21 protein-coding genes are annotated in these 24,643 nt (G+C 70.3%); 8 read left to right on the top strand and 13 right to left on the bottom strand.

Annotated elements, in window-relative coordinates:
* Positions 1-28: 28 nt before the first annotated feature.
* Positions 29-193: an FXSXX-COOH protein gene (locus ACFU5O_RS22925; protein ID WP_384243385.1), complete on the bottom strand. Its 165-nt coding sequence runs from the start codon at positions 191-193 to the stop codon at positions 29-31.
* A gap of 230 nt (positions 194-423) precedes the next feature.
* Between ACFU5O_RS22925 and ACFU5O_RS22920 the strand changes: the two genes are divergently transcribed.
* Positions 424-1,326: a DUF4231 domain-containing protein gene (locus tag ACFU5O_RS22920; protein ID WP_384243383.1), complete on the top strand. Its 903-nt coding sequence runs from the start codon at positions 424-426 to the stop codon at positions 1,324-1,326.
* Positions 1,327-1,388: 62 nt separating this feature from the next.
* Here the strand turns inward: ACFU5O_RS22920 and ACFU5O_RS22915 are convergent, their stop codons facing one another.
* The 3 genes from ACFU5O_RS22915 to ACFU5O_RS22905 form a co-directional block, all read right to left on the bottom strand.
* Positions 1,389-1,868 carry a hypothetical protein gene (locus tag ACFU5O_RS22915; protein ID WP_384243380.1) on the bottom strand — a complete coding sequence of 160 codons (480 nt, stop codon included), beginning with the start codon at positions 1,866-1,868 and terminating at the stop codon, positions 1,389-1,391.
* A 148-nt stretch (positions 1,869-2,016) separates the two neighbouring features.
* A complete protein-coding gene (locus ACFU5O_RS22910) occupies positions 2,017-2,922 on the bottom strand; it encodes a S1 family peptidase (protein WP_384243379.1) in 906 nt (301 codons plus the stop codon).
* Between the two features lie 774 nt (positions 2,923-3,696).
* Positions 3,697-4,929, bottom strand: a complete 1,233-nt coding sequence (locus ACFU5O_RS22905) for a DUF5685 family protein (protein ID WP_384243377.1) — start codon at positions 4,927-4,929, stop codon at positions 3,697-3,699.
* Between the two features lie 298 nt (positions 4,930-5,227).
* Between ACFU5O_RS22905 and ACFU5O_RS22900 the strand changes: the two genes are divergently transcribed.
* Positions 5,228-5,662, top strand: a complete 435-nt coding sequence (locus tag ACFU5O_RS22900; RefSeq protein ID WP_384243375.1) for a cell division protein SepF — start codon at positions 5,228-5,230, stop codon at positions 5,660-5,662.
* A gap of 148 nt (positions 5,663-5,810) precedes the next feature.
* Here the strand turns inward: ACFU5O_RS22900 and ACFU5O_RS22895 are convergent, their stop codons facing one another.
* Together ACFU5O_RS22895 and ACFU5O_RS22890 are read right to left on the bottom strand one after the other, a co-directional pair.
* On the bottom strand, positions 5,811-7,001 hold the full coding sequence (locus ACFU5O_RS22895; RefSeq protein ID WP_384243372.1) for an acyl-CoA dehydrogenase family protein: 1,191 nt from the start codon (positions 6,999-7,001) through the stop codon (positions 5,811-5,813).
* 88 nt (positions 7,002-7,089) lie between these two features.
* Entirely contained in the window at positions 7,090-8,781 is a 1,692-nt protein-coding gene (locus tag ACFU5O_RS22890) for an MFS transporter (RefSeq protein ID WP_384243370.1), read from the bottom strand.
* Between the two features lie 424 nt (positions 8,782-9,205).
* On the opposite strand from ACFU5O_RS22890, the gene ACFU5O_RS22885 reads away from it, so the two are divergent.
* Positions 9,206-10,246 carry a phosphatase PAP2 family protein gene (locus tag ACFU5O_RS22885; protein ID WP_384243369.1) on the top strand — a complete coding sequence of 347 codons (1,041 nt, stop codon included), beginning with the start codon at positions 9,206-9,208 and terminating at the stop codon, positions 10,244-10,246.
* 116 nt (positions 10,247-10,362) lie between these two features.
* Here ACFU5O_RS22885 and ACFU5O_RS22880 read toward each other — a convergent pair whose 3' ends face one another.
* Positions 10,363-10,578 carry an I78 family peptidase inhibitor gene (locus tag ACFU5O_RS22880; protein ID WP_384243367.1) on the bottom strand — a complete coding sequence of 72 codons (216 nt, stop codon included), beginning with the start codon at positions 10,576-10,578 and terminating at the stop codon, positions 10,363-10,365.
* Between the two features lie 458 nt (positions 10,579-11,036).
* Here ACFU5O_RS22880 and ctaD point away from each other — a divergent pair, with 458 nt between their 5' ends.
* Entirely contained in the window at positions 11,037-12,761 is a 1,725-nt protein-coding gene (ctaD, locus tag ACFU5O_RS22875; protein ID WP_384243364.1) for a cytochrome c oxidase subunit I, read from the top strand.
* Here the strand turns inward: ctaD and ACFU5O_RS22870 are convergent.
* Positions 12,712-13,677 carry a helix-turn-helix transcriptional regulator gene (locus tag ACFU5O_RS22870; protein WP_384243362.1) on the bottom strand — a complete coding sequence of 322 codons (966 nt, stop codon included), beginning with the start codon at positions 13,675-13,677 and terminating at the stop codon, positions 12,712-12,714. The two genes, ctaD and ACFU5O_RS22870, sit on opposite strands and share 50 nt — an antisense overlap.
* 355 nt (positions 13,678-14,032) lie before the next feature.
* Between ACFU5O_RS22870 and ACFU5O_RS22865 the strand changes: the two genes are divergently transcribed.
* Positions 14,033-14,659, top strand: coding sequence for a cysteine hydrolase (locus ACFU5O_RS22865; RefSeq protein WP_384243360.1), 627 nt, complete (start codon positions 14,033-14,035; stop codon positions 14,657-14,659).
* A 227-nt stretch (positions 14,660-14,886) separates the two neighbouring features.
* Here ACFU5O_RS22865 and ACFU5O_RS22860 read toward each other — a convergent pair whose 3' ends face one another.
* Together ACFU5O_RS22860 and ACFU5O_RS22855 are read right to left on the bottom strand one after the other, a co-directional pair.
* Positions 14,887-15,585: an SDR family oxidoreductase gene (locus ACFU5O_RS22860; RefSeq protein ID WP_384243359.1), complete on the bottom strand. Its 699-nt coding sequence runs from the start codon at positions 15,583-15,585 to the stop codon at positions 14,887-14,889.
* Between the two features lie 249 nt (positions 15,586-15,834).
* A complete protein-coding gene (locus ACFU5O_RS22855) occupies positions 15,835-16,392 on the bottom strand; it encodes a TetR/AcrR family transcriptional regulator (protein WP_384243356.1) in 558 nt (185 codons plus the stop codon).
* A gap of 193 nt (positions 16,393-16,585) precedes the next feature.
* Here ACFU5O_RS22855 and ACFU5O_RS22850 point away from each other — a divergent pair, with 193 nt between their 5' ends.
* Positions 16,586-19,036: a SpoIIE family protein phosphatase gene (locus ACFU5O_RS22850; RefSeq protein ID WP_384243354.1), complete on the top strand. Its 2,451-nt coding sequence runs from the start codon at positions 16,586-16,588 to the stop codon at positions 19,034-19,036.
* A gap of 376 nt (positions 19,037-19,412) precedes the next feature.
* Here ACFU5O_RS22850 and ACFU5O_RS22845 read toward each other — a convergent pair whose 3' ends face one another.
* Positions 19,413-20,195 (bottom strand): hypothetical protein, encoded by a 783-nt coding sequence (locus tag ACFU5O_RS22845; RefSeq protein ID WP_384243352.1) that lies wholly within the window; start codon positions 20,193-20,195, stop codon positions 19,413-19,415.
* A complete protein-coding gene (locus ACFU5O_RS22840) occupies positions 20,192-21,475 on the bottom strand; it encodes a glycosyltransferase family 4 protein (RefSeq protein WP_384243350.1) in 1,284 nt (427 codons plus the stop codon). The genes ACFU5O_RS22845 and ACFU5O_RS22840 overlap by 4 nt, the downstream gene beginning before the upstream one ends.
* Before the next feature lie 371 nt (positions 21,476-21,846).
* Between ACFU5O_RS22840 and ACFU5O_RS22835 the strand changes: the two genes are divergently transcribed.
* Together ACFU5O_RS22835 and ACFU5O_RS22830 are read left to right on the top strand one after the other, a co-directional pair.
* The gene (locus ACFU5O_RS22835; protein ID WP_384243347.1) at positions 21,847-22,665 is read left to right on the top strand and encodes a hypothetical protein; all 819 of its coding nucleotides are present in this window, start codon (positions 21,847-21,849) and stop codon (positions 22,663-22,665) included.
* A gap of 130 nt (positions 22,666-22,795) precedes the next feature.
* Positions 22,796-23,092 carry a hypothetical protein gene (locus ACFU5O_RS22830; RefSeq protein ID WP_384243345.1) on the top strand — a complete coding sequence of 99 codons (297 nt, stop codon included), beginning with the start codon at positions 22,796-22,798 and terminating at the stop codon, positions 23,090-23,092.
* Between the two features lie 93 nt (positions 23,093-23,185).
* Here ACFU5O_RS22830 and der read toward each other — a convergent pair whose 3' ends face one another.
* The gene (der, locus tag ACFU5O_RS22825; protein ID WP_384243343.1) at positions 23,186-24,634 is read right to left on the bottom strand and encodes a ribosome biogenesis GTPase Der; all 1,449 of its coding nucleotides are present in this window, start codon (positions 24,632-24,634) and stop codon (positions 23,186-23,188) included.
* Positions 24,635-24,643 lie beyond the last annotated feature (9 nt).

Here is a 24,643-nt window from a genome sequence, read left to right as displayed (position 1 = left end):
GGTCAGGCCCTGCGGCCTGAGGACCAGACTAGAGAGCCGAGTTGAAACTCGACCCCCGCAGGGTGCGGTCGACGGCAGCGGGACGCACGCGACCCAGCTTCCTGGCGGCATCGGCGCCGCGCACGTCGATCTCGGTGACAGGCACACGATTCTTCTTCGCGGCGGCGAAGGTGGCTGAGGTCTGGAAGGTCACGACGGCCGTCCTAGGTCATCTTGTGCGAACAGGGGTACCGCACCGTTGCAGTGTCGGCGGCACGACTTTACTCTCATGGCCACCCACAGCAACTCGGCACGTTGAGCTGAAACAAAAGCGTTGCGCGAGTATTCCCCACCCCGAACGGAACAAGCCATTCCATCGAACGAGTGAAGCCAAATCCGCAGAGGGGGGTGCACATGACCGGGGTTCCCGGACATCTGCAAAGCATGGTCTTCCGAAACGCTGATCTGCCGGTTCTCTTTCACCGCACCGACGAGACGGCCATCTCGCGCCAGCGGGAGGCGATCAACGGCACCCGGCTGCAGTTGCTCCTCCTGGTCCTGGGCGCCGCCCTCGCCGCGCTGCCGTGGCGCGGTTCGATCGGTGACTCCTTCCAACTCATGGGCGCCCTCAGCGCGTCGGCCTACGCCGGGGTGCTCGTCGTCAGCTTCCGCGGATCCCGCCATCGAGCAAAGTCGCATTGGCAACTCAACCGATCCGCAGCCGAGTTCATACGATCCATGTGCTGGCGGTACGCCGTCCATGGCGCACCCTTCGACTCCGACTCCCCTGATCCCGACCGGCTTTTCACCACGCGGCTGGAGGAGGGGCTGCAGGAGCTGCGGAAGGTGGGCTGGGTCGATCCGAGGGAGCACGGGGAGAGTTCGGCAGGCTCCGAGCTCATCACCACACCGATGCGGTTGCTGCGGGAGAAGGTCTTCAGTGTACGCAAGGAGACCTATGTCCGGGACAGGCTGATCGAACAGCGCAACTGGTACCACCGGCGTGCGGAGATCTCGCGCCGGGCGACCACGCTCTGGCAGTTGACGATCGGTCTGCTCACAATGCTCGCCCTGTTCCTCGGGGTCCTGCGCACCTTCTCGGTGACCGGGTCGGCGGAGCCGGCCGGACTGCTGTCGGCAGCCGCCGCGGCGTGCCTGGCCTGGAGCGAGATCCGCAGGCACCAGCCGCTGATCGCCGCCCACTCGCTCGTGGAGGAGGACCTGGCGGCGATCCATATCGCCATGGAGACCTCGGTGACCGAGCAGCAGTGGCCGTCCGCCGTGTACGAGACCGAGCGGATCGTGTCGCCCCAGCACACCGACTGGCTCGTGCGGCACCGGAGTTGAGTGCTGTCGACAGTCGTCGGCCCCGGGCGGAATCCCACGCTCGAAGGGCGGGGCGGGAGGCGTCAGGCACGTTCGACGCCGGCCCGCCAGATGACGGTGACGGGTTTGCCGGCCTCGCGCGCGTACCGCACGATGTCACCGGTGCCGCCGAGGCCACGGGCGGGGAGCCCGTCCCAGACCGCGAGCAGCCGGTCGCAGTTGTCGGCGATGTAGGCACCCGCGGCGTAGTACGCCTCGTCCGTCGAGTGGTCGAAGGCCATGCGGATCTCCTGGGTGGCCCGTGCCCGGAGGTTGCGGAAGCGGGCGAGTTCGTCCGGATGGTCGAAACCGTCCTCATAGTCGCCGCTGGGGATGACCACGGTGAGTTCGGCACCGCACTCCAGGGCGATGTCCGCGAACATCTGGTCGGCCCCCGCCGCGAGACTCGACAGCGCCTCCAGGGATCCCCGGTGGCTGCTGAGCAGCGTCCGCATCACGGCGCTGACGTGGGCGACGGCCCCGGCGGGAATGTTCCTGTGGCCGGTCACTCCGATGCGCTTCACAGACCGCAACCCCCCTGGCGTCTCGGTGCCCGACCGTTCTGACATCCTCTCAAATCCACGCAAGAGGCCGAGCCCCCGTCCTCGTTCCCGGACGGGGGCTCGACTCGGTGTGCTGCTGTTGTGCGAGGACGCCCTGGGGCGCGTGGGATCAGTAGACGCTGACGCCGTACGCGCTGAGGGCTTCGGTGACCGGCTGGAAGAAGGTCGTACCGCCGCTGCTGCAGTTGCCGCTGCCGCCGGAGGTCAGGCCGACGGCCCGGCTGCCGGAGTAGAGGGGACCGCCGCTGTCGCCCGGCTCGGCACATACGTTCGTGCGGATCATGCCGTAGACGATGTCACCGCCGCCGTAGTTGACCGTGGCGTTGAGACCGGTGACGGTACCGCTGTGGGTGCCGGTGGTGGAGCCCCGGCGGGTGACGGACATACCGACGGTGGCGTTGGCCGCGCTGGTGATGTCGACACTTCCGACGGTGCCCGGCTTGGCGATCGAGGTGTTGGTGTAGCGGACGATGCCGTAGTCGTTGCCCGGGAAGCTGGAGCCGGCCGTCGGGCCGAGGACCGTGGTACGGGCGGAGTTGGCGTACCAGGTGCCCGCGCCGTCGGTGCAGTGACCGGCGGTCAGGAAGTACGACGTACCCGCGCTGTTACGGACGTTGAAGCCGAGGGAGCAGCGCCAGCTGGTGGCGTAGACGGCGTCGCCACCCGAGATCAGCTTGGAGAGCTTGCCCGGCGTGCGCTCGATGCGGAGAGCGCCGGCGTTGGCTCCGGCCTCCTGCTTGATCTGGGCCATCTCGGCCTTCGAGACGGTGGAGTCGGCGGTGACGACAAGGTTGTTGGTCGCTTTGTCGATGTACCAGGCGGTACCGGCCACATCGGCGTCGAGCACGGCGTCGCTCGCGGCGGAGAGCTGCGTCGCGCTGAACTGTCGGGGTGCCTGGTCGGCGCTGGCGGTGGGGACGGCCAGAGCTGCGGCTGCCACGAGGCCGGTGGTGACGGCGAGCAGACGGGTTCGTCTCGCCGCGCCGCTGTTGGGGATGGTGCGCTTGATCCTCACTTCTCGTTCCTCCCGAGGGGAATCCGGGGGCCCGACCGTGGGGGTGAACGGGCCCGTGAGGCGCAGTCAGCAGGCCGGGGATGGTCCGGGTTCCGGACTCGCCGTGCTCCTGACAAGCGCTGCTCGGGAGTATCAGCGGCGTCAACCACCCGCGCAAGGGCTCCTTTCGGCCGCCCGCGCCGCTGCATGCCTCGATGCCCCGGCCGGTGGCCTCACCGGTCGGAGCAGAAGCCGCCGAAGTACGTGTCCTGCACATAGGACGGAACAGCGGGCGGGCCGGTTCCCCCTCACCCGTCGACGCACCCACGGCCGGGACGATGCCCGGCCCACCGTAGGCGTCGAGGTCCACCGCGGCGTCCGGCGCGCGGGTCCTACGGCATGGCCCCGAAGCCGAACGGGCCCGCGCTTCACGGAAGGCGGGGCGCGAAGTCCCGCACCGCACAGAGGACTTCGCGACGCAATACGCCCCGTGGTGGCGCAGCGTGCACGAGAAGACGGGAACCCGGGCCGCAGAGGGAGGGGTGCGGTGCACCGTCAACCCGACCGGACTGGTCAGCGGGTTCGGTCGGCCGTGGGCCCTCATCCGCCGGGCGCTGCCGGCACCACGTTGCGCGTCCCTTCCCTTCGCTTACGAGGGACGGCCGGAACTCGACGTTCCGGGCGTCGGGTTCGACGTGCGGAAGCGCACCGTCGGGGTGACACGAAGGGCACGTACGACGTTCACTCCTGCTCGTGAATCGACCGACCGCACGCTTGACGCCACATCGGCGGGTCTCAGCAGCCGTCACAGGGGCAGCAGCAGTCGCAGCCCGGGCAGCAGTCACCGTCACACTTGTGGCAGCAGCCTTCCCGCTTCTTGCGTGACCATGGACCCTCGTACTCTTCCGCGCAGCAGATCCTGCAGGTGCAGAACAGGCCGGTGAAGGCCGCGCAGCCCGCCCAGAAGCCGCGCGGCTTCGGCCTGTGCGGATCGCCTCCGCCGAACCCGGGCGGCAGCCCGCCGGGCCCTCCCGGACCGCCCGGGACGCCGCCTCCGGGCATGCCCTGGCCGCCTCCGTACGGGTTGGCGGACCCGTACGGGCCCGGGGCACCGGCGCCTCCGTACGGGTTGCCGTGGGGCGGCTGCTGTCCGTGCCCCTGGTGCGAACAGGTCGTCGTGCCGAAGGCGCGGTCCACCGACTGTCGCAGCTCGTGCGCGAGCAGCACATGCAGCAGCCTGTCGTCGACGAACTCCGCGTCGCGCAACGCGAGCCTGACCCCGTGCACCGCGTCGTCCGCCAGCCGCCGCGCTTCCCGCAGCGAGGTGCCGGTCGCGGTCAGCGGGTTCCACGCACCCGACGCTGCGTCAGCTTCCCTGTCCTCCACGGCATCCAGCAGATGCGCGAGCCGGCCGAAGAGCCGGCCCGCCTCGGCGAGCGGGGCCATGTTCCGCGGGCGGCCGGCCAGCACGGCGGTGTGCGCGAAGGCGGCCGCGGTCGCCGTCTCCGTGGGTTCGGTCACCGTCAGCAGCGGGGTGCCGGCGCCGGCCACCGCCTCGATCCCGGTCTGACGGTCCACGGCGTCGACCAGCACGGCCGTGTCGAAGCCCAGCTCACGTCCGGTCCGTGCGCCCGCCCTGTCCCAGCCGAGGGCGACCTTGCGGGCAGCCGCGGCCACCGGCCTGCGGGCCAACACCCCGTCCCGGTCGGCGACGTGGTCCCGTACCTTCGCCGACGCCAGTACCAGCGAGACGGCGGCTGCCAGCCTGGCGCCCTCGCCACGCGCGACGGGTGCGGTGCGCATGGCACGCAGCGGACAGGGCCCGGCCGTGCGCCGTGAATCTTCCGTGCGCTCGGCCTGAGCCTCCGTCAGGACCGAGACGATGAGCCCGTCGTAGTTGGTGACGACCCTGGCGAACTGACCGTGGTCCGACCGAAGTGCCAGGCAGAGCCCGCAGAGATGGGCCATCCACTCCGTCTTGAGCCCGTCGGTGAGCCGGTGGGTACAGGGCCTGACCATTCCGAACACGACGTTCCCCCGAAGAGTCGTTGCAGTGCGCGGCCCGCATCGTACCGGCCGGTGCGTTAGCCCGTACGCGCCGGACGTCACCCGTCCGGCACGACTTTCATATATTGCTTCGATATGAGGCCTCTGAGAGGCACTCAGGGCCCCTACGCTGCAAGAATCTTGACGAATCGCCACATCTTCTGCACCAGTACCGTCACGAAACACCTGTGCGGTGACTATCCACTTGGCGCGCGATCCGCATGATGGACGACCATAGGGCATGCGGAACCACAAGTGACCGCGGTGAAAGGAGGCGTCCATGGCATCGGTGCGCAAGGCGAGTGCATGGCTGGGACTCGTCGAGGACAACGACGAGCGCTACTACGACGACGAGTACGCCGAGGGTACGGGAGCGGCCGACCAGTGGGTGACCGACCCGCGGGTACGGGTGGCCTCCGAGTCGGCCGAGGAGCAGGGCCGCCGGATCGCCACCATCTCCCCGGACAGCTTCCGTGATGCGCGGGGTATCGGGGAGCTCTTCCGGGAAGGCGTCCCCGTCATCGTCAACCTCACGTCGATGGAGCCCGCCGACGCCAAGCGCGTCGTGGACTTCGCGGCCGGGCTGACCTTCGGCCTGCGCGGCTCGATCGAGCGTGTGGCGACCCGCGTCTTCCTGCTGACCCCCGCCGACACGGAGATCGTCAACGGGGAGTCCACGGGCCAGGCCGGCGACGGCTTCTTCAACCAGAGCTGAGGGCGGGTGGTCCGGGGCCGGGGGTCCGGGGGTCGCCCCCCGGAAGGCACAGCAACCAGAGCCGAGGCCGGGGCACCCCACGGCCGGGGGTCCGGGGGTCGCCCCCCGGAACACACAGCGGTCGGGTCCGCGCAGGGCGCTCGCCGGTCTACCTGAAGGCATCCAGACCGGTGAGAGCCTTGCCCAGCACGAGCTGGTGCATCTCGACGGTGCCTTCGTAGGTGAGCACCGACTCGAGGTTGGTGGCATGCCGCATCACGGGGTATTCGAGCGAGATCCCGTTGGCGCCGAGGATGGTGCGCGAGGTGCGGCAGATCTCGATCGCCTCACGTACGTTGTTCAGCTTTCCGAAGCTGACCTGTTCGGGCCGGAGCGTCCCGGCGTCCATCCGTCGCCCGAGATGATGGGCGAGCAGGATCCCCTTGTGGAGTTCGAGCGCCATGTCCGCGAGCTTGGCCTGGGTGAGCTGGAAGCCGCCGATGGGCTTGCCGAACTGCTCACGCGTCTTCGCGTAGTCGAGCGCCGCCTCGAAGCTGGAGCGGGCCGCGCCCATCGAGCCCCAGACGATGCCGTAGCGCGCGTGCGACAGACAGCTGAGCGGGCCCTTCAGCCCGGTGACCTCGGGGAGTACGGCATCGGCGGGCAGCCGGACCTCGTCGAGGACGAGTTCGCTCGTCACGGACGCCCGCAGGGACCACTTGTGCTTGATCTCGGGGGCGGAAAGGCCAGGGCTGTCGGCCGGGACGACAAAGCCGCGAATGCCGTCCTCGGTCCCCGCCCAGACGACGGCCACCCCGGCGACGGAGCCGTTGGTGATCCACATCTTGCGGCCCGTCAGCACCCAGTCGGTGCCGTCGCGCTTGGCGTACGTACGCATTCCGGCCGGATCGGAGCCATGGTCCGGCTCGGTCAGGCCGAAGCAGCCGATGATCTCGCCGGCGGCCATGCCGGGCAGCCAGCGCTGCTTCTGCTCCTCGGAGCCGTACTTCCAGATCGCGTACATCGCGAGCGAGCCCTGGACGGAGACGAGGGAGCGGATACCGGAGTCGGCGGCCTCCAGCTCCAGACAGGCCAGTCCGTACTGCACGGCGGTGGCGCCCGCGCAGCCGTAGCCGGTCAGTGACATGCCGAGCGCGCCGATCGAGCCGAGTTCGCGGGCGAGCTCACGGATGCCGGGGAGTTCACCGCGCTCGTACCAGTCGGCGATGTGCGGCAGCACCCGGTCGGCCGCCCAGGTGCGGACCGTGTCCCGGATCGCGAGGTCCTCGGGCTCCAGGAGGTCGTCGATGCCGAGCGGGTCGGCGGGATCGAAGGGCGGCAGCTTCGAGGGTGCGGACATGGGTGCCTCCGGCGGCTACACGGCGCTGAGACGGCGCTGAGTTCAAAACCTAGCAGTGTTAGTTAATGGTCGGCGCCGACGTTACGGCTCAGTGTGCCGTCCGTCCAGAGCCGGCGGCACCCGCCGCCCCGGCCGGAGCGCGCCGTGCCGGCACGGTCAGATGCTCCTGCGCTTCGCGTGCCGTCCGCCCAGGCGCCTCTGTGGCCTGGTGCCCCTGCTGCTCGGGCAGTTCGGCCGACGCCGACGGGCACTCCATCACCTTCGGCAGTCGCAGCGCCGCCAGCGCCCCGAGCAGCAGCAGACCGGCGCTCACCACCAGCGTGACGTGCAGTCCGTGGACGAAGGAGGACCGCGCGGCGATCCGCAGCGCGTCCCCGGCCGGGCCGCCGAGCGCGTCCGCCACCTTGTAGGCCTCGCCGAGCGAGTTGGCCGCTGCCGTGCGAGCGGCGCCCGGGACACCGGACGCATCGGTCAGCCCGGGTGCGTACGCGGCGTTCATGACACTGCCGAGCAGCGCGATACCCATCCCTGCGCCCAGCTGGTACGAGGTCTCGCCTATGGCGGCGGCCCCGCCCGCCTGCGCGGCGGGAGCCTCGCTGAGCATCGACTCGTACGCGCCGAAGAGCGTGGTCTGCAGCCCGAAGCCGAGCAGGACGAATCCCACGGTCAGCAGCAGCGGCCGGTCGTGGTGCCCCATCAGCGTCAGCAGCAGCACGGCGGCCGCGGTGAGGACAAAGCCCCAGCCGACCATCCGGCGCGGTCCGATGCGGCGCAGCGTGAACGAGCCGGTCGCGCCCGCGGCCATCGCGGCGAAGGTGAGCGGCAGCAGCCGCAGTCCCGTCTCCAGCGGACTCAGCTCGAGCACCAGCTGGAGGTACTGGACGGCGATCAGCTCCAGGCCGACCAGCGCCAGCATGGCGAGCACGATGCAGCCGACCGAGGTGGAGAAGGCCGCCCTGGCGAACATCCGTATGTCGATGAGGGGGTGCTCACGGCGCTTCTGGCGGCGTACGAACAGGGTCAGCAGCAGCGCTCCGGCGACCAGCGGGCCGACGGTGCGGATGTCCAGCAGGCCGTGGCCCACTCCCAGGCGCTTCACACCGAGCACCACACCGAGCACACCGGCCGCGGCCGTCAGCGCGCCGATGACGTCCCAGGGCCCGTCGCCGCTGCCCCTGGACTCAGGGAGCAGCCAGCGGCCGACCGGCAGCATCAGGACCATCAGCGGGATGTTGACGAGGAAGACCGAGCCCCACCAGAAATGCTGGACCAGGAAGCCGCCGAGCACCGGTCCCGTGGCGGCGCCCACAGCGGCGACCGCGGTCCAGATACCGATGGCGGTGGCCCGCTCACGCCGGTCCGGGAAGACCGCGCGGAGGATCGAGAGCGTCGCAGGCATGATCATCGCGCCACCGACGCCGAGCAGGGCGCGGGCCGCGATGAGCACCTCGGCGGTGGTGGCCAGTGCCGCGACGGCGGAGGCCACGCCGAAGAGCGCGTAGCCGAGCAGCAGGATCCGGCGGCGCCCGACGCGGTCGCCCAGGGTGCCGAAGAGGATCAGCAGCGAGGCACACACCAGCGGGTACGCGTCGACGATCCACAGGAGCTCGACGCTGCTCGGGCGGAGGTCCTCGGTGACGGCGGGCACGGCGACGTGGAGGACGGTCGCGTCGAGCGCGACCAGGAGCAGGCTGACGCAGAGCACGAGAAGGACGACCCAGCGGTTGGCACCGCCGCCGGCGGCACGCGTGCGTGCTGCGGCCGTGGTCCTCCCGAACATCTACGTACCTCCCGATGAGTCTCTCGCGTCGGTGGGCCTGCTTGGGCGGGGCCCGGCGGGCGGCCCGGCATCGACGGGCGAGTGATCAGCCAGCGTACGCGAGTCGGGACCGGTGTCACGTGGCACACCTCTCACCTCGCCGGGGCGCGGGGTGTGGCGTGCGCCACGCCCCGCGCCCCGCCGGTGGGGTACCCGGTGCGCTCCGAACGGCCCCGGAATTCCCGTCGCCAATCACGTGAACTGTTTTTCTCGCACACAAACGCACTTACGAAGAACGCTGCCCGGCAATTGGGCGCCAGGTCGCTTCCGTTTTCGCGGCCGGCCGCGAAAGAATGTCCGGGTGAGACGCGTTCCACATCACATCGTCATCACGAAGAGCCTGGATCGGCCTGGCCCGACACTCACTCGCTGTAACGTCGATTGGGTGCGTACCGACATCTTTGCCCGTCTGGACCGGGAGCCGGAACCGCCGAAGATAGAGATCCCGCGGATGAGCCGCACCCGTCTCGCACTCTTCGGCGGGACGTTGGCGTTCTATCTCGCCATCGTCGTGGCCGTGCTCGTCTCGTCCTGGCTGGTGACCCTCGACTGGAAGGTCATGCTCTTCCGGCCGTACCAGCAGTGGCCGGAGCTGCACGCGTTTCTGGACTACTTCGTGGTGCTCGGCCAGCGCGGCCCCACCGCCGTCATGGTCGCAGCCTGGCTGGGCTGGCGCTCCTGGCGGCAGCACACCCTTCGGCCGCTGCTCTCACTGGGCGCCGCACTGCTGCTGCTGAACGCGACGGTCGGCTCGGTCAAGCTCGGCCTCGGGCGGCTCGGACCTCACTACGCGACGCAGATCGGCTCCGCCGAGCTCTTCGCAGGCGGCGATATATTCCCTTCGGGTCACACCGCCAATGCCGTGGTGACCTGGGGAATCCTTGCCTACCTGGCCACCACGCCGCGGGCGAGGCGCTATCTGTCGGCACTGTCCGCCGTGGTCGCGCTGGGGGTCGGACTGACCACGGTCTACCTCGGTACGCACTGGCTGAGCGACGTCCTGCTCGGCTGGGCGGCGGGACTGCTGATCCTGCTGGCCCTGCCCTGGTGCGAGTCGCTGATCGGGCAGGCAGAGGCCTTCATCCTTTCGCTGCGCGATCAGCTCCTGGCGCGTCGTCGTCTGCCGGCGCCCTCGCTTCCGGTCGCCGCGGGCGGCCCATGGCCCGCCATATACCCGCAGCGGGCCCCGGCCGAGGACGGCGAGCCGCTTCGCAGGCCCGTGGGTGCCGGCAGCGGCGGCGGGCGGATGCAGGCTGCCGGCGCGGCGGCCGCGGCCACCGCGCAGCTCACGCAGGCCCGCCCGCACGCGGTCGTGCGCTCGGGTCACACCGGTTCGGGGCACACCGCGCACGCCCCGCACAGCAACCCGGTCACCCCGGCGGGCAGCCGCCGTCCACCGCGTTCGCGCCCGGTGACGGGCGGCTGACGGCCGACGGACCGCACGGCCTCGTATGGCGCGGGGCGGCGCGCGCAGGCCGCACGGCGAAGGCCCCGACCTCGGTCGGGGCCTTCGCCGTGCGCGGCACGGCCGCTGAGGTGGTGTCAGCCCTTCCAGCTGCGACGGACCGTGCCGTCGGAGATCTCGAAGTTCAGCCGGCCCGCCAGATATTCCATGGTGATGACGGCGCCGGGCGGCAGCGATCTGACGGTCGTCCAGCCCCTGCTGCGGGCGAGCCGCTCCGCCTCGTCGGCGTCCAGGCCGACATAGGCGTCGGGGGCGTCGTCGGGCTCTGTGGAAGGTGTAGGTATCGGTGCCATGGGACCTCACCGTAGGCGGCAGCGGACTGTGACGGAAGTCCCGCTGGAGCGGGCCTCTGTACATGTATCTCCTTCCCCGCGTACCTCAGCGGTCACACTTGTGTCACAGGATCACGACACGCGTTTGATACCGATACGTTCATTCACGCACTTAAAAGAAGATGTCCCCTCAGGAATTTCACAGACCGTCCGGAAAGTCATCGCAGGACACCGTCCCAGCCCCTGGAATTTCCCCCACGGCGGTCTCTTCTCCAACTGCCGCGCCACGGTGAATTCATCATTCCTTATGCACTCCCTACTTCAGGACGAAGCATGCCATCACCCATACGCGTATCGCGGGGTGCCCGGTTCCGTGTCCCCACCCCGCCGGAGGGTCCTCGCGCCTAGCATCGTGGGTCCGGCCCGAGAGCGATCCAGGACCGGAACAAGGCCCGGACGGTGACCGCGAGGGGGCAACGATGGCTACGGACACCGCCGGGGCACCCGCAGCCGCGGCGCCCCCGCGCGGGCGGGGCCGGATCCTCGTGGACTGGCTCACCACCACCGACCACAAGAAGATCGGGCATCTCTACCTGATCACGTCGTTCGGCTTCTTCCTGGCCGCCGGGTTCCTGGCGATGCTGATGCGGGCCGAGCTGGCCCGCCCCGGGCTCCAGCTGATGTCGAACCAGGAGTTCAACCAGGCGTTCACCCTGCACGGCGCGATCATGCTGCTGCTGTTCGCGACCCCGACCTTCGCGGGCTTCGCCAACGAGATCGTGCCCTTGCAGATCGGCGCGCCGGACGTGGCGTTCCCGCGGCTGAACATGTTCTCGTACTGGCTGTTCCTGTTCGGGGGGCTGATGGTGCTCGGCTCCCTGATGGTTCCCACGGGTCCCGCCGCCTTCGGCTGGACCGCCTACGCCCCGCTCAACAGCCTGGAACGCTCGCCCGGCGTCGGCATCGACCTGTGGATCATGGGGCTCGCCTTCTCCGGCTTCGGCACGATCCTCACATCGGTGAACTTCCTGGTGACGATCATCGCGATGCGGGCGCCGGGCATGACGATGTTCCGGATGCCGATCTTCACCTGGAACATCCTCTTCACCACGGTGCTGGTCCTCGCCGCTTTCCCTGTGCTGGCCGCGGCGTTGCTGGTGCTGGAGTCCGACCGCAGATTCGGATCGGTGGTGTTCCAGGCCGGGAACGGCGGCGCACTGCTGTGGCAGCACCTCTTCTGGTTCTTCGGCCATCCCGAGGTCTACATCATCGCTCTGCCGTTCTTCGGCATCATCACGGAGATCATCCCGGTCTTCTCCCGGAAGCCGATCTTCGGCTATGTCACACTCGTCGGCGCCACCATGGCCATCACCGGGCTCTCCGTGGTCGTGTGGGCGCACCACATGTTCGCCACCGGTGCGGTGCTGCTGCCGTTCTTCTCCCTGCTGTCGTTCCTGATCGCCGTGCCGACCGGAGTGAAGTTCTTCAACTGGACCGGCACGATGCTCAAGGGGTCGCTGTCCTTCGAGACGCCGATGCTCTGGGCGGTCGGCTTCCTCGTGTCGTTCCTCCTCGGCGGGCTGACCGGCGTCATCCTCGCGTCACCACCGATGGACTTCCATGTCACCGACTCGTACTTCGTCGTCGCCCACTTCCACTACACGGTCTTCGGCACCGTCGTCTTCGCGATGTTCGCGGGCTTCTACTTCTGGTGGCCCAAGTTCACCGGGAAGATGCTCGACGAGCGGCTCGGCAGGATCCACTTCTGGGCGCTCTTCACCGGCTTCCAGGTCACCTTCCTGGTGCAGCACTGGCTGGGCGCGGAGGGCATGCCACGGCGGTACGCGGACTATCTGGCGGCCGACGGCTTCACCACGCTCAACACGGTCTCCACCATCGGCGCCTTTCTGCTCGGCACGTCCACGCTGCCGTTCCTCTACAACGTCTGGAGGACCGCCAAGTACGCGGAGAAGGTGGGCGTCGACGACCCGTGGGGGTTCGGCCGCTCGCTGGAGTGGGCGACATCGTGCCCGCCGCCCCGGCACAACTTCACCGCCATCCCCCGGATCCGCTCCGAGTCCCCCGCGTTCGATCTGCACCACCCGGAGTGGGCCGCCGCGCGGCCGGCCGTCCCGGAGGCCCCGCACGACGACGTCAGCCGGGAGATCCCAGGGCCCGGGACAGACGGTCCCGGACCGTCCTGATGTGCCCGTTCAGCTCCTCGGGCTCGACGACCTCGAAGTCGAAGCCCATCAGCACCACATGAATGACCATCACATCGAGGCTCCCGGCGCCCGTGTGCAGCAGACAGCTCTCCGGCCCCTCGGCCTCCAGCACACCGGCCGAGGGTGACACGCTCCCGGCCGCACGCTCGAGCGGTACACGCAGCCTGATCACCGCCTTCCTGGCGTACGCCGTCGTCGACACGCCCTTCGACACATAGGCGGCGAGATCCTCGGCCGGCGGGGTCCGCGGGGTGAACCGGGGGCCGTGCGGCGGCTTCGGAGTGATCCGGTCGACCCGGAACGTACGCCAGCCGGCACGGTCCACGTCCCAGGCGACCAGGTACCAGCGGCGCTCGGTGCACACGAGGCGGTGCGGCTCCACCTGGCGCCGGGTGGCCGAGCCGCCGTGGTCCTCGTACTCGAAGCGGAGCCGGTCGCTGTCGCGGCACGCGTTCGCCAGCTCGGTCAGTACGGACGGATCGACCTGCGCCTGCGGGGCGCGCAGCATCGGCACCGTGAACGCGTTGAGCGCGCCGACCCGGCGTCGCAGCCGGTCCGGCAGTACCTGCTCCAGCTTGGACAGGGCCCGTACGGACGTCTCGCCGATTCCCTCGATGCCGTTGCCGGCCGCGGTACGCAGACCGACCGCCACCGCGACGGCCTCGTCGTCGTCGAGCAGCAGCGGTGGCATCCGGGCCCCGGCGCCGAGCTGATAGCCGCCGCCCGTGCCGGGACTGGCGTTCACGGGGTAGCCGAGCTCACGCAGCCGGTCGACGTCCCGGCGCACGGTGCGGGGGGTGACGCCGAGCCGGTCCGCGAGCTCCGCACCGGACCATTCGCGATGGGCCTGCAGCAGGGAGAGCAGGCGCAGCAGCCGTGCCGAGGTGTCCAGCATGGGACCGAGTCTGCCAGCGACTGCGGACAGGTTCTGTCCGCTTCTCCGGAACTGGACCGTCTGGTTCGGATCGCCGGCGCTGACGACCAGGGTTCCGTCGGAGGCATTGCCGGGGTCGTGAGTCTGTTTCCCAACTGGAGGGGCGGGGCGCAGCCACGGGTGGCGCGACCGGACGGGCAGGTTGTGCAATTGACGTTGGCTCCCCCGATGCGGATCTCAGGAAAGCTGCGCACAGGTGCCCTGACCCTGACCTGGGAGCGGGCTCGACCGCAGCATCTGCCACCGGCAGCTTCTGTACGCGCGGGTCTCGGAATGATCGCCTTCTTGAATTCCTCTACAGCCTGTGAGGACTGCCATGACCGACATCTACGACCCCGCCCGTACCGCAGTCCTGCTGGTCGACCCCTACAACGACTTCCTCTCCGAGGGCGGCAAGCTCTGGCCCGCGCTCAGGCACGTGGCCCTGGAGGTCGGGCTGCTGGACAACCTGCGCGCCGTCGTCGCCTCCGGCCGCGAGAGCAATCTCCGGATCTTCTTCGTCCCCCATCGCCGCTGGCAGGAAGGCGACTACGAGGGCTGGGACCACCCCAACCCCACCCAGCAGCTCGTCCGTGAGCGCCACACCTTCGCACTGGGCACCTGGGGCGGACAGTTCCACCCCGACTTCCGGCCCGCCGACGGTGACGTGGTCGTCCAGGAACACTGGGGCCAGAGCGGCTTCGCCACCACCGACCTGGACTTCCAGCTCAAGCAGCACGGCATCAGCCACGTCATCGTCATCGGCCTGCTCGCCAACACCTGCATCGAGTCCACCAGCCGGTACGCGATGGAACTCGGCTACCACGTCACCCTCGTGCGCGACGCCACCGCCGCGTTCAAGCCCGAGATGATGCACGCCGCCCACGAGCTCAACGGCCCCACCTTCGCCCACAGCATCACCACGACCCACGACCTTCTCCAGGCGCTGAAGAAGACCGAGTAGCAAAGGGACGGCGGCCACGCCGACCAGAAGCGCCGACCAGGGACAGGCAGCCGGGCTCGCCGCCCGTGCGCGAGTCGGACGCGTGTCCGACGACGCGCACCGCGGGAGGCCTGACCACTGGTGGTCTGGCGTGAGCGAGTCGGCGGGACCGCAGCGGCGGCCGGCCTCCACTGGGGCCACCGGTTGCCGGACGCCGATGCGCCGGCTCGGCAAGGCAGGTCGGCCTTTCAGATGCGGGGTTCGGGGTTGAGAGGCTGCGACAGAGCGGCTTTGGCCTGCCGGGTTTCTTCGTCGGCGAGGACCTCGCTTCGATCCTGGGCCAGGGCCTGCATGGTCTGCTCGGCCACGTCGGCCGCGCTGACCTTCGGCGCGTCCATCCAGGCACTCAGGTCCGTGTCCACGAAACCGGCATGAACCCCCACCACCAAGGTGCGCTGTTCGCGCAGTGCCTGCCGCAGGGCGTCCGTCAAGGACCACTGCGCTGCCTTTGCCGCGGCATAGCCGGGGAACAGGGGCTGCCCGACCCAGGAGGCCAGCGACAGCATGTTCACGAGTGCGCCACCGCCGTTACGGGCGAGGACCGGGGCGAACGCCCGGGAAACGGCCCAGGTGCCGAAGTAGTTGACCTCCATCGCCTGACGCGCACCGTCGAAGCTGCCCTCCAGGAGCTTGGTGCCCCCGTCTCCGACACCCGCGTTGTTGATCACGATGGTGACGTCACCAGCGACAGCGGCGGCCTCGGCGATCTCCTCGGGCTTGGTCACATCCAGACGCAGCGGCGTGAGGTCCTGGTCGACGACGGTTGACGGATCTCGCACGCCTGCGTAGACCTTGGCCGCGCCGTGCTCGATCAGTGCACGGGCGAACGCACGGCCGATGCCACGGTTGGCCCCCGTGACCAGGGCGACCGATCCTTTGATGTCCATCGTTTCTCCTTTGCTGCGAGCGTGCCTCCGCCAGGGGCGCGGCGCCACCGAGAACGGAACCGATCGCGGCGAACACGAACACGAACACGGCCGAGGCGGGCCGGGGTGTGGTCGCGGTGCCGCCCGCCGCCGGCGTACGGCCGCGCCCGGGCCCTCCCGTCGGGAGCGATCACCGGCCCGGTCGCCTTGAGCCGGGTCCTGGCATGGGCCCCGTCTCTTGCGGGGCCCGGGGGCGGGACGGCCGGGGGCCTACTGCCGCTTCAGCTGCTCGGCGACGGTTTCCAGCAGTTCGTCGGAGAGAGCGGGATCGGCCACGGCCCTGGAGAGGAGCGTGGCACCGACCAGGGCGCTGAGCGTGAGCATCGCCTCGGCCCGCGCCTCCTCGGAGTCGTCGCCGCCGAATCGGTCCAGGTAGGCGCGGACCCGCTGTTCGTAGGACTCTTTCAACGGCTGGTCGCCGCGCCCGGCAGCAGCGCCGAGCGTGACCAGGGCGCAGCCGGTGGCCGGCGAGTCGCGGTGCCGTTTTCCGAGGTAGGCGTCGATGAGGCCGGTCCGCAGGTCCTGCTGGTTCTTCCCCGCGAGTCTCTCCACCGTCGCCGAGCCCTCGGTCAGAGCCGCAGCCGCAGCCTGGGCGATCAGGTCGTCGCGGGAGGCGAAGTGCTTGTAGAAGCCGCCGTGCGTCAGCCCCGCCTCCTTCATGACCTCCGCGACGCCGGGGCCGGTCATGCCGTCCGCGCGGACCTTGCGGGACGCGATACGCAGCACCCGCTCGCGGGTCGCCGCCTTCTCTGTCTGTGAGTGCCCCATGTCGGACCTCCCTCCGAGGAGCGGCCGTGCCGCCAGATATCTAGATGATGTCCATCATACACATAAACCCGGCCAGGTCGTCTGAGCTGCCCGTACTTGACTTCGGGGATGACCCGTTTCATCCTGAATGTGGATGTTGCACATCATCCAGATCAGGTCGGTGCGGGTCCCGCACCCACAGATTGGGAGAGCGATGAACAGCCATGAGGGAACGGCCCTGCAGATCGCCGATGCGGCGATAGCGGTGATCGACGCCGAGGGGACGGTGGTCGGGTGGACGCAGGCCGCCCAGCGGCTGGTCGGCTACTCGGCCGCGGAAGTGGTGGGCCACTCCGCCGCCGTCCTGCTGGCGGGCGCGGAAGACCGGGCGAAGGCATCGGCGTTCGCCGAGCCCGGCAGCGCCCAGGGTCGCTGGTCCGGCCTCACGGCCGTCCGTCACCGCGACGGCCGCAGGATCGACGTGCGCCTGTGCGTGCAGTCGCTGTCCGGACAGGACGGCCGTGCACGGTGGATCGTGTCGGCGGCCGACAGGGCCACGCTCCCCCCGTGGCCGACGGACGGCTCGGTACTGGAGTCGCTCCCGGCCGCCCTGCACATCCCGAGCAACCTGCCGATCGGTGTCGTGATACGCGACACCCAACTGCGCTGCACCTGGGTGAACGACACCCAGGGCCTCAACGACGGCCTCCCTCTCCACCAGCGGCTGGGACGCACACCGACGGAGGCGGCGCCGGGCACGGAGACAGAAACGCTCGAGGCGCTGATGCGCCAGGTGCTTCAGAACGGCGTTCCGGTGGTCGACGTGGAGTTCCGGGCCTCCCTGCCGACGAATGGGCAAGGGGAACGTACGGTGGCGGCCTCCTTCTTCCGTCTCGACGACGCACAGGGCCGTGCGCTGGGCGTGTGCGTCGTGAGCGTGGATGTCACCAGCAGCCGGCGGGCGCGTGAGCGGCTGGCGGTCCTGGGCGAGGCCAGCAAGCGGATCGGCACCACTCTGGACGTCATGCGGACCGGGCAGGAACTGGCCGACCTCGCGGTGCCCTTCCTCGCGGACTACGCCACCGTCGACCTGGTGGAGTCGGTCCCGTTCGGCGACGAGCCCCTGGCCCGCGTCGGCCCGCAGGGCGGAAGCATCCCCGCCTTCCGTCGCGCGGGCCTGGCCTCGGTCCGCCAGGGGGCCCCGGAATCCCTGTTCGCGCGGGGAGAGCCGGTCTTCGTCCCGCCGGCATCACCCCTCACCGGCGTCCTGCACTCCGGAAGGTCCCACTTCGAGCCGATGCTGGACGCCTCCCGCGGCACATCGATGGACCGCCACGACGCGGCCCGGGCCGAGAAGGTCCGCGACCACGCGATGCACTCGTCGATGGTCGTCCCGATCCGTGCGCGGGGTGCCGTGCTGGGCGTCGCGGTGTTCGTGCGGACGCAGGATCGTCTGCCGTTCGAGGAGGACGATCTGCTCCTGGCCGAGGAACTCGTCAGCTGGGCCGCGCTGTGCCTGGACAACGCCCGCCGGTACGCCCGCGAACGCTTCGCCGCCCTCGCCCTGCAGCGCCATCTGCTCCCCCACCACGTGACCGGCGGGAGCGCCCTCGATGTGGCCTCGCACTACCAGCCGGCCGACACGCACGGCGGTGTCGGCGGCGACTGGTTCGATGTGATCCCGCTGTCCGGTGCCCGTGTGGCTCTGGTCGTCGGCGACGTGGTCGGGCACGGCATCAACGCCGCGGCCACCATGGGCAGGCTCCGCACCGCCGTCCGTACGCTGGCGAGCCTGGACCTGCCTCCGGAGGAACTGCTCGCCCGCCTCGACGACACCGTCATCCGCCTCGCAGAGGAGGACGCCGACCACCTGGACCCGGCCACCGTGACGATGGCGGCCACCTGCCTGTACGCCGTGTACGACCCGGTCACCCGGCGGTGCACGATGGCCGGGGCCGGCCATCCGCCGCCCGCGGTCATCGACCCCCACGGCCACGTCACCTTCCCGGACCTGCCCGCCGGCGCCCCGCTCGGCGTCGGACTGGTCCACTTCGAGTCCGTGGAGCTGGAACTGCCCGAGGGAAGCGTGCTCGCCCTCTACAGCGACGGCCTTGTCGAGGCCTGCGACCACGACCTCGGCGCCGGCATGGACCGCCTGCGCACCGCCCTGGCACGACCGGGCCTCCCGCTGGAGGAGCTCTGCTCATCCGTGGTGAAGACGCTGTCGAGCCCGGCGTCGTGTGACGACGTCACCCTGCTCCTCGCCCGTACCCGGGCACTCGGCCCGGGCGAGGTCGCCTCCTGGGAGTTTCCGGCCGAGCCGTCCGTCGTCAGCAGCGCCCGGTCCCTCGCCACCGCCCAGTTGGCCCTGTGGGGACTGGAGGAGCAGTCCCCGGCCACCGAGCTGATCGTCGGCGAACTGGTCACCAACGCAGTCCTCCACGGCAGCGGCCCGATCGGGCTGCGTCTGATCCGCCACCAGGTTCTGACCTGCGAGGTGCACGACACCGGCGACAGCTCCCCGCGCCGTCGCCGTTCCCGTACCACCGACGAGAGCGGCCGCGGCCTGTTCCTCGTCGACGGGTTGAGCCGCAGATGGGGCACCCGCAACACGGCGGACGGCAAACTCATCTGGAGCGAGCAGCAATTGGCACGGCACGCATGAACAGCCGTGAGCCCGCTCGATGCAGGCCACCGCCCTCAGCACGTCCAAGGGATTCGCCCGGGCTCCCTTGGACGACTCGGCCGGTGCCCTCCACCAAGTGGAAGGCGTAGAACGACCGCAGCACGGTCTCGCAGTGCGCCTGCGTCGACGCCGAGTACGACCGTCCGGGCGCGGCCCGTCCGGTCACTGCATTCGGCACGCCCACCGCTGACCGTGTCGCCGTCGTGGACGTCATCCCACCGGAAGCCCGGTGGCGCCCAACTCCGCGAAGAACGCCGCCACGGGGCGACGACAGCTCCCTCCGCGTCGAGCAGCCGGCCGCGTATTCCCCTCTTGGTTCAGTCGGCGGCACAGGGCCGGTAACAGTCCTGCGAGGTCACTTCGCGGTCAGCCGCACGCACAGGTCGTTGTCGTTGCTGTAGCAGGGCGTGGCCCGGTACCCCCCGGCCTCGTGGGTCGGGTAGACGAAGATGCTCTTGCGGTCCCACACGTCGTCGAGGATGCGGGAGATGCGTACCGGCTCCGCGCCCTCCGCGGGCCGCAGCCACAGCGTCCACATCTGCTGCTTCACGACGGGGGCCTCGACGAGCACGGTGTACGGAAGGGTGAAGCCGAAGGCCGCGCCGTCGCTCGTCACCGCCAACTGGTGGACCTTGCCCCCGAACCGCGCCTCGGCCACGGCTCCTTCGCCGAGGGCGGCCCCGTACAGCACGCCCTCGATCGTGCAGGACCCCTGCTCGAAGCCGATGTCCCCGGCCTCGGCGTGCGGCTCGCGCACCCAGGAGCGCACCGCGAGCCGCCCGTCCGCCGTCGGGTAGGGCACGCGCACGGCGACCCGCGCGGACTCCGGGATCCGGTCCACCAGGGCTCTGAGATCGCGGATGCCGGGCTCGACGGCGATGTCGTCGTCCGTGCAGGCGTCCCAGTGCCCCTCGGCCAGCTCGACGGTGCTGGGCAGGACGGCCCGCGCGCGCTCGCCTCCGGCCGGTGTGAGCGGCAGCCGCAGGGTGTCCGCGGGGGCGGTGCCGCCGCGTCTCCTCAGCACGAACACCGCATCAGCCGCCGCGATGCCCGCCATGTCGAACGTGACGCCACCGGCGGAGTCGGCGATGCAGTCGGCACGCGGCGTCCGCGGCTCGGTGGACGTGGACGTGGTCATGCCCTCTTCCTCTTCCGGATCACATCGGCGGCCTTGTAGCGCAGGGCGTACGCCCCGTCGAGCATCGCACCGCGCGAGCGGTGCACGGCGTCGCGCAGCGCGCCGCGGGAGCGGCCGTTGCCGCCCTGGGCGACCAGTTCGGCGAAGAGCGCCTCGTGGCGCTCCGCGATCCGCGCCGGGTCGAAGCGCGTCGAGGCCTTGAGGGCCGCCTCTCCGGTGCGCCGCCGCAGCTCGTCGTCGTTGATCAGCGCGAGCAGGGCGTCGGCGACCGCGTCCTCGTCCCCGACCGGCACGAGCCGGCCGTCGACCCCGTCCTCGATGATCTCGCCCGGCCCGTGCGGGCAGTCGGTGGAGACGACGGGAAGGCCGCAGCGCATCGCCTCGACGATGGTCATCCCGAAGGATTCGATGCTCGACGTGACCGCGGCGAGTGAGCCCTTGACCCACTCCGGTTCCAGCGGGTTGGCAGGCCCCATCAGGAAGACGTGGTTGTGCAGTCCGCGCTGTTCGATCAGCGTCCGCAGCGCGCCCCGCTCGTTGCCGGTCGCGTCGCCGGTGCCGTAGATCCGCAGCCGCCAGTCAGGCCGGGCCGCCACGACCTTCGAGAAGGCCTTGACCAGCAGGTCGTACCGCTTGACCTTGGTGAGCCGGCCGGCCGCGACCACCCACTTGGCGGCGGGGTCGGCGGGCGCCACCGTCGGTGCGGGCACGCTGTTGGGCACGGAATCGATCCGTACGCCGGGCAGTCTCAGACGCGTGCGGTAGGCCTGGGCGTCGGCCTCTGTGACCGTCGTGAGCGCGTCCAGCAGCGCGTACCGGTGGCCGATCTCGCGGCGCAGCCGGTAGCCGTGGCTGTCCAGGGTGAGGTGCTCCTGCCCGACACGGACCGGGCCACGGCGGGCCTGGCGGGCGATGTGGACATTCAGTCCCGGCCGTGTGCCGACCACGACATCGGCCTCCAGGGACTTCAGATGGGCGGCGATACGGGCATCGGTCAGGCGGCTGTACTGCTTCCAGCGGCCGTCGCCGCGCGGGAAGACCTTCGCGGGCCGCGAGTAGTCGGGGTCCGCGGTGTCGTTGGTGGGGCTGCCCTTGCGCAGATCCACGAGATGACGCATCACCACCCCGGTGGGAGCGCCGAGCATCGGCTCCTCGCGGTGCCGGAAGACGGAGACGATCTCGACGTCATGCCGCTCGGCCAAAACCTGGGCGAGATTGAACGTCGTGCGGATCGTCCCTCCGATCCCGTACGCGTTGTGGAGCAGAAAAGAGATATGCATGCGCTGGCGCGTCCCCCGTTGTTCATGAATGGTCGGTAACGGACTGTACTTGGCGCTTACAAGCGGTGTGCGAGGCGGGGGGCGCTGAGCCAATTCTGCGTCAGCTCGACGCCCGGGGGCCCGGCATCCGCCTTTCCGTCAACGATCCGACGGGGAGAAAGGTCCCACCGCGGTGCCACAGGTCTTCCGCGCCGTGGCCCTCCCGGGCTCGGCCGTGGCACCTCCGGACCTCATACATCGACAAGTCGACTTGACGATCTGTCGCCTGCTGTCGCCTTCCCGCGTGACCCCTGCCACGGATCGCCCGTTGTGCTCGTCATGAGCCGGGGACCCCCCGGCACCAACCAAGTACCGAGTCCGAGGAGCCACCCGTGCCGCGCATGCTCGACGTCAGCGAGGACGTACGCGCCGAGATCGGCGACGAAGAAGCCGACCGGCTGCTCGCCGGCGAGAACGCCCCGGGCAGCTACGACTGCACGTCCTGCCGAACCCCGGGCGACTCCGAGCAGGAACGCACCAGCACCGTGCTGTTCGTCGGCGAGGAGACCGCCGTTCTCGCGTTCGCCCACGCCACCTGCATCCCGTCGCAGGTCGTCCAGGTCGCAGAGGAGCAGCTCAGGGGCGCTGTCCGGTCGATCACGGGCGAGACCCCCGCGCCGGCGGCCTACGGCGGCCCTGCCGCCCAGCCGGACCACGCCGCCGCTGCCGCGACGCCCGGCCCCGCCGTGCTCGGCGTCACCAGCGGTCTCGTCCTGATCGGGGACGACCTCCATCCGGCGCTCGTCGTCGAACCGACCGCGCCCATCGCCCGCCCCGGATCGCTGGGAGGTGGCGACGACTTCCTCCCGCTGCTGATCGAACAGGGCTTCCTGCCGGTGTCCGCGGTCAACGAAGTGCCTCCGGCGCTGCCCGGCTGGTCCGTCCTGCTCGCCATGGGCCAGCTGCACGCCGTGCTCCAGCCCGGTACGGGCGGCGGCGGCCAGGTCGCGTGGTGGCAGGCCCATCAGCCGCTCCAGGTCACCGAGGGCTGGCGTACGGCGGCCAACAAGTCGCACACCGTGCTGGTCTTCGCCGCCCCGGTCGGCTCCATCGGCCAGCAGCCGCGCGAGGACCTGCTGCGCGACGCGCTGGAGAAGGCGGCGGCGAACGGGCGGCTGGTCGCCGCCGCGATGCCGCTGGCGGGCACGTGATCACGCGGGGGTCCGGCCCGGGCCCGGGGGTACCGGGACCCACGCCTCCGTGCGCCCCTCGTACCCCCGCCGAACTGCGATTTCCCGGACCGGCCCGCATCCGACGGGCATGAGGGTCGTTGGCTCATACGTGCACACATACGACCCCCTCCACGAGCCGTACCCCAGCCACATCCCCTCGGCCACTCCGATCTACGACGCGCTGTACTCCGAGTACCGGAGGGCGTTCCGGGCGCTGCCCGGCGACCGGAGCGGCGAGGAGGATCTCGGCTTCAAGGCCTTCGGATCCGCTCCCGGCAGCGGCCACACCGGATTCGGCTCGGGATTCAGCGGGGATCTGAGCATCTGGCAGGCAGGCGTCCGGCAGCGTACCGGGCGGCATCACGTTCCCGCGGCGCTGCCGCCCGCGCCCCGCAGGGGCCTGTGACAGCTGCGGGGGAACGCAGAAGTGGCCGGGGCGGCTGTCGCCCCGGCCACTTCGTCATTGCGGTGCGTTGTCGCGTCCGCTCATGAGCGCGGACTACTTCTTCTTGCCGCGCTTCTCGCGCACCCGGACCGAGATGTGGATCGGCGTCCCCTCGAAGCCGAACTCCTCACGCAGCCGCCGCTCGACGAAGCGCCGGTACCCGTGCTCCAGGAAGCCGGAGGCGAAGAGCACGAAGCGCGGAGGCTTCGTACCGGCCTGCGTGCCGAACAGGATGCGCGGCTGCTTGCCGCCGCGGATCGGGTGCGGGTGGGCGGCGACGAGCTCGCCCAGGAAGGCGTTGAGACGTCCCGTCGGGACACGGGTCTCCCACCCCTCCAGCGCCGTCTCGATCGCCGGGACGAGCTTCTCCATGTGTCGGCCGGTGCGCGCCGACACATTGACCCGCGGCGCCCACGCGACCTGAGCGAGCTCGGTCTCGATCTCGCGCTCCAGGTAGTAGCGGCGCTCTTCGTCGAGGGTGTCCCACTTGTTGTACGCGATGACGAGCGCGCGGCCCGCCTCTACGGCCATCGTGATGATCCGCTGGTCCTGGACCGAGATGGACTCGGTCGTGTCGATCAGTACGACCGCGACCTCGGCCTTCTCGACGGCGGCCGCGGTGCGCAGCGAGGCGTAGTAGTCGGCGCCCTCCTGGAGGTGGACACGCTTGCGGATGCCCGCCGTGTCCACGAACTTCCAGGTGATTCCGCCGAGTTCGATGAGTTCGTCGACCGGGTCGCGGGTGGTGCCGGCCACCTCGTTGACGACGACCCGCTCCTCGCCCGCGACCTTGTTCAGGAGGGACGACTTGCCGACGTTCGGTCGGCCGATGAGCGCGATGCGGCGCGGGCCGCCGACCGCGTTGCCGAAGGTCTGGGCAGGGGCTTCGGGAAGCGCCTTGAGCACCTCGTCGAGGAGGTCGCCGGTGCCGCGGCCGTGCAGCGCGGAGACCGGGAACGGCTCGCCGAGCCCGAGCGACCAGAGCATCGCGGCGTCGGCCTCGCCGGAGGGGCCGTCGACCTTGTTGGCGGCCAGGACCACGGGCTTGCCTGCGCGGCGCAGCAGCTTGACGACGGCTTCGTCGGTGTCGGTCGCGCCGACGGTGGCGTCCACGACGAAGACGACCGCGTCGGCGGCCTCGATGGCGAACTCGGCCTGGGCGGCCACGGAGGCGTCGATGCCGAGGACGTCCTGCTCCCAGCCGCCGGTGTCGACGACCTTGAAGCGGCGGCCGGCCCACTCGGCCTCGTAGGTGACACGGTCACGGGTGACGCCGGGCTTGTCCTCCACGACCGCCTCACGGCGTCCGATGATGCGGTTGACCAGGGTCGACTTGCCGACATTCGGGCGGCCGACGACGGCGAGGACGGGGAGCGGGCCGTGACCGGCCTCCTCGATCGCGCCCTCGACATCCTCGGGGTCGAAGCCCTCCTCGGCGGCGAGCTCCATGAACTCCGTGTACTCGGTGTCGCCGAGCGCCCCGTGGTCGTGCTGGTCGTTCATGAAGTCCGT

The organism is Streptomyces sp. NPDC057445, from assembly GCF_042802855.1.
Lineage (GTDB): Bacteria > Actinomycetota > Actinomycetes > Streptomycetales > Streptomycetaceae > Streptomyces.
The sequence above is the reverse complement of the archived record's forward strand: the minus strand, read 5'-3'. Positions and strand labels throughout refer to the sequence as shown.